The 9,013-nt window shown below is 71.5% G+C and carries 9 protein-coding genes; 3 read left to right on the top strand and 6 right to left on the bottom strand.

Annotation, left to right across the window (positions count from 1 at the left end; genetic code table 11):
* Positions 1–50: 50 nt before the first annotated feature.
* The 4 genes from ACFW6P_RS12420 to ACFW6P_RS12405 all read right to left on the bottom strand — a co-directional run bounded on the left by ACFW6P_RS12420 (position 51) and on the right by ACFW6P_RS12405 (position 2,547).
* Positions 51–881, bottom strand: a complete 831-nt coding sequence (locus ACFW6P_RS12420; protein WP_386423603.1) for an MBL fold metallo-hydrolase — start codon at positions 879–881, stop codon at positions 51–53.
* Complete coding sequence (locus tag ACFW6P_RS12415) at positions 878–1,756, bottom strand: NUDIX hydrolase (protein ID WP_386351598.1); 879 nt, start codon at positions 1,754–1,756, stop codon at positions 878–880. Before ACFW6P_RS12415 ends, ACFW6P_RS12420 begins: the two co-directional genes overlap by 4 nt.
* Positions 1,757–1,927: 171 nt before the next feature.
* On the bottom strand, positions 1,928–2,389 hold the full coding sequence (locus tag ACFW6P_RS12410) for a RidA family protein (RefSeq protein WP_386351601.1): 462 nt from the start codon (positions 2,387–2,389) through the stop codon (positions 1,928–1,930).
* Positions 2,389–2,547: a DUF4177 domain-containing protein gene (locus tag ACFW6P_RS12405; RefSeq protein WP_003991873.1), complete on the bottom strand. Its 159-nt coding sequence runs from the start codon at positions 2,545–2,547 to the stop codon at positions 2,389–2,391. The genes ACFW6P_RS12410 and ACFW6P_RS12405 overlap by 1 nt, the downstream gene beginning before the upstream one ends.
* Before the next feature lie 130 nt (positions 2,548–2,677).
* Between ACFW6P_RS12405 and ACFW6P_RS12400 the strand changes: the two genes are divergently transcribed.
* Together ACFW6P_RS12400 and ACFW6P_RS12395 are read left to right on the top strand one after the other, a co-directional pair.
* Positions 2,678–3,655 (top strand): ArsA family ATPase, encoded by a 978-nt coding sequence (locus ACFW6P_RS12400; protein ID WP_386351604.1) that lies wholly within the window; start codon positions 2,678–2,680, stop codon positions 3,653–3,655.
* Positions 3,656–3,725: 70 nt separating this feature from the next.
* Positions 3,726–5,168, top strand: a complete 1,443-nt coding sequence (locus ACFW6P_RS12395; RefSeq protein WP_386351607.1) for an ArsA family ATPase — start codon at positions 3,726–3,728, stop codon at positions 5,166–5,168.
* 167 nt (positions 5,169–5,335) lie between these two features.
* On the opposite strand, the gene wblA is transcribed toward ACFW6P_RS12395, so the two are convergent.
* Positions 5,336–5,674 carry a transcriptional regulator WblA gene (gene wblA, locus ACFW6P_RS12390; protein ID WP_031115994.1) on the bottom strand — a complete coding sequence of 113 codons (339 nt, stop codon included), beginning with the start codon at positions 5,672–5,674 and terminating at the stop codon, positions 5,336–5,338.
* 408 nt (positions 5,675–6,082) lie between these two features.
* Here wblA and ACFW6P_RS12385 point away from each other — a divergent pair, with 408 nt between their 5' ends.
* Positions 6,083–8,365 carry a transglycosylase domain-containing protein gene (locus ACFW6P_RS12385; protein WP_386351610.1) on the top strand — a complete coding sequence of 761 codons (2,283 nt, stop codon included), beginning with the start codon at positions 6,083–6,085 and terminating at the stop codon, positions 8,363–8,365.
* 160 nt (positions 8,366–8,525) lie between these two features.
* Here the strand turns inward: ACFW6P_RS12385 and ACFW6P_RS12380 are convergent, their stop codons facing one another.
* Complete coding sequence (locus ACFW6P_RS12380; protein ID WP_386351613.1) at positions 8,526–8,990, bottom strand: GatB/YqeY domain-containing protein; 465 nt, start codon at positions 8,988–8,990, stop codon at positions 8,526–8,528.
* Positions 8,991–9,013 lie beyond the last annotated feature (23 nt).

Below are 9,013 nucleotides of genomic sequence, written 5' to 3'. Positions count from 1 at the left end.
GCCGGGCCCCGTCTCCGCGGAGACGGGGCCCGGCGTCATGTACGGCACGGTCAGATGAGCCCGTGCTCCCTCAGGTAGTCCAGCTGCGCCCGCACCGACATCTCCGCCGCCGGCCACAGGGAGCGGTCCACGTCCGCGTAGACGTGGGCGACGACCTCGGACGGGGTGCCGTGGCCGTTCTCCACGGCCGTCTCCACCTGGGCGAGGCGGTGGGCGCGGTGGGCGAGGTAGAACTCGACGGCCCCCTGGGCGTCCTCCAGGACCGGGCCGTGGCCCGGCAGGACCGTGTGGACGCCGTCGTCGACCGTGAGGGACCTGAGACGGCGCAGCGAGTCGAGGTAGTCGCCGAGGCGGCCGTCGGGGTGGGCCACGACGGTGGTGCCGCGGCCGAGGACGGTGTCGCCGGTGAGGACCGCCCGGTCCGCCGGGAGGTGGAAGCAGAGCGAGTCGCCGGTGTGGCCCGGGGTGGGGACGACGCGCAGTTCGAGGCCGCCGGTGGTGATGACGTCGCCGGCGGCCAGTCCCTCGTCGCCGAGCCGCAGGGCCGGATCGAGGGCACGCACGCGCGTGCCGGTCAGTTCGGCGAACCGGCCTGCGCCTTCCGCGTGGTCGGGATGGCCGTGGGTCAGCAAAGTGAGGGCGACGCGCTTGCCCGCCCGCTCGGCCGTGGTGACGACCTGGCGCAGGTGCCCGTCGTCGAGGGGGCCCGGATCGACCACGACCGCGAGGTCGGAGCCGGGCTCGGAGAGGATCCAGGTGTTCGTGCCGTCCAGGGTCATCGCCGACGCGTTGGGGGCCAGGACGTTGACGGCCCGCGCGGTCGAGGGACCCGAGAGGACCCCGCCGCGGGGACGGCCGGGCAGGGCTGCGGCGTCCGTCATGCGGTGGCTCCACCGGTCGGCAGGTGCGGGACGTGCCGGGTGAACTCGTCGTGGCCCGGCCAGGACAGGACGATCTCGCCGTCCACCAGGCGCGCGGAGGCCAGCACGGGCGTCAGGTCGCGCCCGGGGGCCGCGGCGAGCGCCCGGGCGGCCGTGTCGTACGCCGTCAGCTGGCGCAGGGTCGCGATGGTCGGCGGCATCATCAGCAGCTCGCCGGCGTCGTACCCGGCGGCGGCCTCGCGCGGGGAGATCCACACCGTGCGGTCGGCCTCCGTGGAGGCGTTGCGGGTGCGCTGTCCCTCGGGCAGGGCGGCCACGAAGAACCAGGTGTCGTAGCGGCGGGCCTCGAACTCCGGGGTGATCCAGCGGGTCCAGGCGCCGAGCAGGTCGGAGCGCAGGACGAGTCCCCGGCGGTCCAGGAACTCCGCGAAGGACGTCTCGCGCGCGACGAGGGCGGCCCGGCCCGCCTCCCAGTCGGGGCCCGTGGTGTCGCCCACGACCGAGTCGGGCGTCTCACCGGCGAGCAGCACGCCCGCCTCCTCGTACGTCTCCCGCACGGCGGCGCAGACGATCGCCTGCGCCGCCGTCTCGTCGACGCCGAGCCGGCCGGCCCACGACGCGCGCGTGGGGCCCGCCCAGCGGACGTGGTGGTCGTCGTCGCGCGGGTCCACCCCGCCGCCCGGATACGCGTACGCGCCTCCGGCGAAGGCCATGGAGGCGCGTCGGCGCAGCATGTGGACGACCGTCCCGCTGCCCGTGTCCCTCAGGAGCATGACGGTGGCCGCCCGCTTCGGGGTCACCGGGGTGAGGGTGCCGGCCGCGAGTGCGCGGATGCGGTCCGGCCACTCCGGGGGGTACCACTGACCGTTCGCCATGGGCGCGAGGCTATCCCGTGACGGGCGGATGTTCGAGTGGCCTCCGGAGAGGGATCCCGCTGAGGGGACCGGGGCCCCCGAAGGCGGTCTCTAGGTGTTCTGTCCCGGGAGGTTGTGGACGGGTGAGGCAGGTCGCGGCTGAGGGATCTTGAACAGGTGAGGGCAGTACATCTAGGCGAGCTCCACCTGGATCTCGACCTCCACCGGCGCGTCCAGCGGCAGCACCGCCACGCCCACGGCGCTGCGGGCGTGCACGCCCTTGTCGCCGAGGACCTCGCCGAGCAGCTCGCTCGCGCCGTTCAGCACCGCGGGCTGGCCCGTGAAGTCCGAGGCCGACGCAACGAAGCCGACGACCTTCACCACGCGCGCGATGCGGTCCAGGTCACCGGCGACGGACTTGACGGCGGCCAGGGCGTTCAGCGCACACGTGCGTGCCAGCTCCTTGGCCTCCTCCGGGGTGACCTCGGCGCCGACCTTGCCGGTGACCGGAAGCTTGCCGTCCACCATCGGCAGCTGCCCCGCGGTGTAGACGTACGGCCCGGACTGCACGGCCGGCTGGTACGCGGCCAGCGGCGGCACCACGCCGGGCAGGCTCAGGCCGAGCTCGGCCAGCTTCGCCTCGACGGCGCCCACTACTGCTTCTCCCGCTTCAGGTAGGCCACGAGCTGCTCGGGGTTGTTCGGCCCGGGCACGACCTGGACGAGCTCCCAGCCGTCCTCGCCCCAGGTGTCCAGGATCTGCTTCGTGGCGTGGACGAGCAGCGGCACGGTTGCGTATTCCCACTTGGTCATGCGGCCGACTTTAGCCCCTGCCCGAGAGGGCTCACGCGGCCGACCACGGCCACGCCGGCCGGCCGACCCCGGCACCCGTTGTCCACAGCCTCCCGCGTGGCTCGGGCGCGGACTGGTTAGGCTCGAATACGTGAGCAGGCTCCAGGTCGTCAGTGGCAAGGGCGGTACCGGTAAGACGACGGTGGCCGCCGCCCTAGCGCTGGCCCTGGCCACCGAGGGGAAGCGGACGCTTCTCGTCGAGGTCGAGGGCCGTCAGGGCATCGCGCAGCTCTTCGAGACAGAAGCGCTGCCATACGAAGAGCGGAAGATCGCCGTCGCTCCCGGGGGCGGGGAGGTGTACGCACTCGCCATCGACCCCGAACAGGCCCTTCTGGACTACCTCCAGATGTTCTACAAGCTGGGCAGCGCGGGAAGGGCCCTGAAGAAGCTCGGCGCGATCGACTTCGCCACCACCATCGCGCCCGGGCTGAGGGACGTGCTCCTCACCGGCAAGGCGTGCGAGGCGGTGCGCCGCAAGGAGCGCAGCGGGCGCTTCACGTACGACTACGTCGTCATGGACGCCCCGCCGACCGGGCGCATCACGCGGTTCCTGAACGTGAACGACGAGGTGGCCGGGCTCGCCAAGATCGGCCCGATACACAATCAGGCCCAGGCCGTGATGCGCGTGCTCAAGTCGCCGGAGACGGCGGTGCACCTGGTCACCCTGCTGGAGGAGATGCCCGTGCAGGAGACCGCGGACGGCATCGCCGAGCTGCGCTCGGCCCGGCTGCCGGTGGGGCGGATCATCGTGAACATGGTGCGGCCGGAGGTGCTGGACGCGGCCGACCTGGAACTCGTACGGACGGTCCCGCGTTCCACAGTCGCGCGGTCCCTGTCGTCCGCCGGGCTCGGGGGGGCGCGGCGCGGCGGGCACGCCGAGCGGCTGGTGGACCCGCTGCTCGCGCAGGCCGGGGAGTACGCCGAGCGGTACGCGCTGGAGCACGAGCAGCGTGCGGTGCTGGCCAAGCTGGGCCTGCCGCTGCACGAACTGCCACTCTACTCCGAGGGCATGGACCTGGCGGCGGTGTACGAGCTGGCCCGCGAGCTGCGCGAGCAGGGCGTGTCATGAGCCGGGGCGCCCTCGGGCCGCGGCAGAGCACACGGGCGAGGCCCGTCATGAGTCGGAAGCAGGGGATGTCATGAGTCGTCCGGACCCGGCCCACAGCCACGACCCGGCCCGCCATCTGGCTCCCACGCGCGTGCTCGGCGTCGATCCGCTGCTGCAGGACCCGAAGACGCGGATCGTGGTCTGCTGCGGGTCGGGCGGCGTCGGCAAGACCACGACTGCGGCGGCCCTGGGGCTGCGCGCGGCCGAGCGGGGCCGCAAGGTCGTCGTCCTCACCATCGACCCGGCCCGGCGGCTCGCCCAGTCCATGGGCATCGACTCGCTCGACAACACCCCGCGCCGGGTGAAGGGCATCGACGACTCCGCGGGCGGCGAGCTGCACGCGATGATGCTCGACATGAAGCGCACCTTCGACGAGGTCGTCGAGGCGCACGCGGACCGCGACCGGGCGGCGGCGATCCTGGGCAATCCCTTCTACCAGTCACTCTCGGCGGGCTTCGCGGGCACGCAGGAGTACATGGCGATGGAGAAGCTGGGGCAGCTGCGCGCCCGGGACGAGTGGGATCTGATCGTCGTCGACACCCCGCCTTCGCGCTCGGCGCTGGACTTCCTGGACGCGCCCAAGCGGCTCGGGTCGTTCCTGGACGGCCGGCTGATCCGGCTGCTGACGGCCCCGGCGAAGCTCGGCGGCCGCGCCGGGATGAAGTTCCTGAACGTCGGGATGTCGATGATGACCGGCACCCTCGGCAAGCTGCTGGGCGGTCAGCTCCTGAAGGACGTCCAGACGTTCGTGTCCGCGATGGACACCACCTTCGGCGGTTTCCGCACGCGCGCGGACGCGACGTACAAGCTGCTCCAGGCACCCGGGACGGCCTTCCTCGTGGTCGCCGCCCCGGAGCGGGACGCCCTGCGCGAGGCCGCCTACTTCGTGGAGCGCCTGGCAGCGGAGCAGATGCCGCTCGCCGGGCTGGTGCTCAACCGGGTCCACGGCAGTGGCGCTGGACGGCTGTCGGCCGAGCGGGCGCTCGCCGCCGCGGAAAATCTTGAAGAGCCCCGCATTGTGGATCAGGAGGACGGGAAGGCAGTACTTCGTAACTCCCCCGACGCACACGACAGTTCAGACTCTCCCTCTCCCACGTCCGAGACCCCGGCCCGTTCCTCCGCTCCGGTATCCGACGGCGGCTCCCCCACCGAGGACGCCGAGGGCATCGAGGACACCACGCGGCCCGCGGGCAGCGCGGACACCGAGCGGTCCGTCGACCAGCTCACCGCGGGCCTGTTGAGGCTGCACGCCGAGCGCATGCAGCTGCTCGCCCGTGAGCGGCGCACGCGCGACCGCTTCACCGCGCTCCACCCGGAGGTGGCCGTGACGGAGGTGGCCGCGCTGCCCGGCGACGTGCACGACCTCGCGGGACTGCGCGAGATCGGCGACCGGCTCGCGGCCGACGCGCGCGAGCTGCCGGACCCGACGACGGCGCCGCCCGGGACGGACATCGCACCGGAGGCGAGCGCCTGACGCCCGAGGGCGACCTGACGACGCCCTGGGGCGGGCCGCGACCGGCGGTTGCGCCACCGACCCGCCGCGCTGCGGCCCGGTGACGGCGAAGGGCCCGTCAGGGCCCCCGGGCCAGCGGAGATCCCGCAAATCCAGATCCCGGAGATCCCGGAGATCCGGGTGGGACGTCAGCTCACCGCCGCGTAGTTCTCGTACACCTCGTCGTCGTCGAGGGGCACGACACCCGTGCCACGCTCGTACTCCGAGCGCGCGGTCTCCAGCAGCCGGCGCCAGGAGGTCACTGTGGGCCGCCTGCGCAGCAACGCGCGGCGCTCCCGCTCCGTCATGCCTCCCCACACGCCGAACTCGACGCGGTTGTCCAGCGCGTCGGCCAGGCACTCCGTGCGCACCGGGCATCCGGTGCACACCGCCTTGGCCCTGTTCTGCGCTGCTCCTTGAACGAACAGTTCATCCGGATCGGTAGTGCGGCAGGCCGCCTGCGCACTCCAGTCGGTTACCCAGCCCATACAGGCGCCGTCCTCTCCCGAATCGAGGCTCCCCCACGGCGGCAGCGGCATATTCACCGCCGCCAGTTGAGGACGTTACGGAAGGTGGGCACAGCGCAACACCCCCAGCGGGCCCAATCTTGAATGGCCCGAACGGACTATGGGTAAGCGGCAGATCACCCGGGGGAGTGAGCTGGCGACATACGGAACTTTCCCGGCGAAACAGGACAGTTCAGTTGCGTCACACCGGACGCCGCGTGACACACGAGGCGGATTCGGACACGCCCCTACTGGAAAAGCCGGGGAACGCCCGGAACGACTCGGGGCCGCCGGACGTACTGATACGTGGCCTCACGGCTGTGACAGTCGAGAGCAGCTTAGGCCAATGCCTCTACGCCTGTCCGGTGAATGAGAACGTAGGCTGCCCTCATGCCAAAGAAGCGTTCGGGTGGTGGTCTGTCTCCCACGCAGCAGGCCGCCAAGTTCCTCGGTGTCAGTGTCCTCGCGGGGGCCGTGCTGGCCGGCATCGCGCTGCCCGCGGTGGGCGCGCTGGGGCTGGCGGCGAAGGGATCGGTCGAGAGTTTCGACGAGCTCCCGGCCACCATGAAGACCCCTCCGCTGAGCCAGCGGACCAGCATCCTCGACGCCGACGGCGGCCACATCGCCACGGTCTACTCGCGCGACCGAACGGTCGTCCCCCTCGAGGACGTCTCGCCTTACATGCAGAAGGCGATCGTCGCGATCGAGGACTCGCGCTTCTACCAGCACGGCGCGGTCGACCTGAAGGGCGTCCTGCGCGCCCTCAACAAGAACGCGCGCAGCGGTGAGGTCGCCCAGGGCGCCTCCACGCTGACCCAGCAGTACGTGAAGAACGTCTTCGTCGAGGAGGCGGGCGACGACCCGACGAAGGTCGCGCAGGCCACCCAGCAGACCATCGGCCGCAAGATCCGCGAGCTCAAGTACGCGATCCAGGTCGAGGAGGAGCTGGGGAAGAAGAAGATCCTCGAGAACTACCTGAACATCACGTTCTTCGGCCAGCAGGCCTATGGCGTCGAGGCCGCGGCCCGGCGCTACTTCTCCAAGTCCGCCAAGGAGCTGAACGTCCAGGAGGCGGCCCTCCTCGCCGGCATCGTCCAGTCGCCCAGCCGCTACGACCCGGTCAACGACGAGGCCGAGGCCACCAAGCGGCGCAACATCGTGCTGCGGCGCATGGCCGAGGTCGGCGACATCTCCCGGGCGCAGGCGGCCGAGGCGATGGAGGCGCCGCTGGGCCTGAAGGTCAGCCGGCCCAGGAACGGCTGCATCACGGCCGTCAAGGGCGCGGGCTTCTTCTGCGACTACGTGCGCGAGGTGTTCCTCAACGACCCGGTCTTCGGCAAGACCAGGAAGACCCGGGCGAAGATCTGGAACCAGGGCGGCCTCACCATCCGCACCACCATGGACCCCCAGGCCCAGGACGCCGCGCAGGACTCCATCAAGGACCACGTCTACAAGAGCGACGAGGTGGCCACCGCCGCCACCGTCGTGCAGCCCGGCACCGGCAAGATCCTCGCCATGGGCCAGTCGCGTCCGTACGGCTTCAAGAAGAACGAGACGCAGATCAACCTCTCGGTCGACCAGGCGATGGGCGGCGGCATGGGCTACCAGCCCGGTTCGACGTTCAAGCCGATCGTAGCCGCGGCGGCCCTGGACGACGGCATGCCGGCGAACAAGGTGTACTCGTCGCCGTACCAGATGGCCTATCCGAGCCCGGTCGCGGCCTGCGACGGCAAGCGGTGGCAGAACGACCCCGCCAACCCGGCCAAACTGGAGAACGAGAACGAGTCGGAGGTCGGCCCGTACGACATGAAGGAGGCGACCGCCAAGTCGGTCAACACCTACTACGTGCAGATGATCAGCGACATCGGCATCTGCCCGGTCACCACCATGGCGAAGAAGATGGGCGTCGTGCGGGCCGACGGCGACACGATGCCGCAGGTGCCCTCCATCGCCCTCGGCACGCAGGAGATGTCCCCCCTCACCATGGCGAACGCCTACGCGACCTTCGCCTCGCGCGGCATGTACTGCACGCCGATCGCCATCGAGTCGGTCAGCCGCCGGGTCGGCGACAAGACCACGTCGATGGAGGTCCCGAAGTCGACGTGCTCGCGCGCGATGTCGGAGAAGACGGCCGACACGATCAACGCGCTGCTGAAGGGCGTCGTCGAGGACGGCACGGGTTCGAAGGCCGGTCTCGGCAGCCGTCCCAGCGCGGGCAAGACCGGTACGACCGACGAGCGCTACGCCGCCTGGTTCGTGGGCTACACCCCGAACATGGCCGGCGCGGTGTGGGTCGGCGACCCGGCGCACAAGCGGAAGATGACCGGCATCAGCATCGGCGGCCGCTCGTACGGCAAGGTCTTCGGCGGTGAGGTCCCCGGTCCGATCTGGCGCGACATGATGTCCGGCGCGCTGGAGGGCAAGCCCGTCGAGGACTTCAACGACGTCGACATCCCCAGCGGCGTCGACCGGGACCGCGACAAGGGCGACGGTGACGGCGGCAACCGCGACGGGGGCGGGGGCGGGGGCGGCTTCATCGGCGGCCTGATCGGCGGCAACAACGGCGGCGGGGGCGGCGATCCCGTCCCGGCCCCCTCGTTCTCCATCCCGGAGGGCTTCTGGCGGGGCCAGGGCAACGGCGGGGGGAACGGCAACGGCGGCGGCTTCCGCTGACCCCGAGGCGTGACGCCGGAGAGAGACACGAGGCGCGGCCCCCTTCCACCACTCGAGTGGGAGGAGGCCGCGGCCGTTCGACCGGGGGCACGGGAAACGCAGCTCGACCCCTTCCACCACTCAGGCGGGAGGAGGCCGCGGCCGTTCGACCGGGGGCGGCTCAGCCGGCCAGGAGCTTCTTCACCGCGGCGGCGACGCGGCCGCCCTCGGCCTGGGCGGCGACCTTCGGGTTCACGATCTTCATGACCGCGCCCATGGCCCGCGGGCCCTCGGCCCCGGCCGCCCTCGCCTCCTCGACGGCCTGGGCGACGATCTGCTGCAGCTCCTCGTCCGACAGCTGCTTCGGCAGGTAGGCGGCGAGCACCTCGCCCTCCGCCTTCTCCCGCTCGGCCTGCTCGGGGCGGCCACCCTGCGCGAAGGCGTCGGCGGCCTCACGACGCTTCTTCGCCTCACGGGTGATCACCTTCTGGACCTCGTCGTCGGAGAGCTCGCGCTTCTCCTTGCCCGCGACCTCCTCCTTGGTGATCGCGGCGAGCGTCAGCCGGAGCGTCGAGGAGCGCAGCTCGTCGCGCTCCTTGATCGCGGCGTTGAGGTCGTCCTGCAGCTTCGACTTGAGCGTGGTCATGGGGTGATTGTCGCAGGTGCGGA

The organism is Streptomyces sp. NPDC058741, assembly GCF_042746715.1.
In the GTDB taxonomy this organism is placed as follows: domain Bacteria; phylum Actinomycetota; class Actinomycetes; order Streptomycetales; family Streptomycetaceae; genus Streptomyces.
Note: the sequence above shows the minus strand (reverse complement) of the source record. Positions and strands in the feature narration are given on the sequence as shown.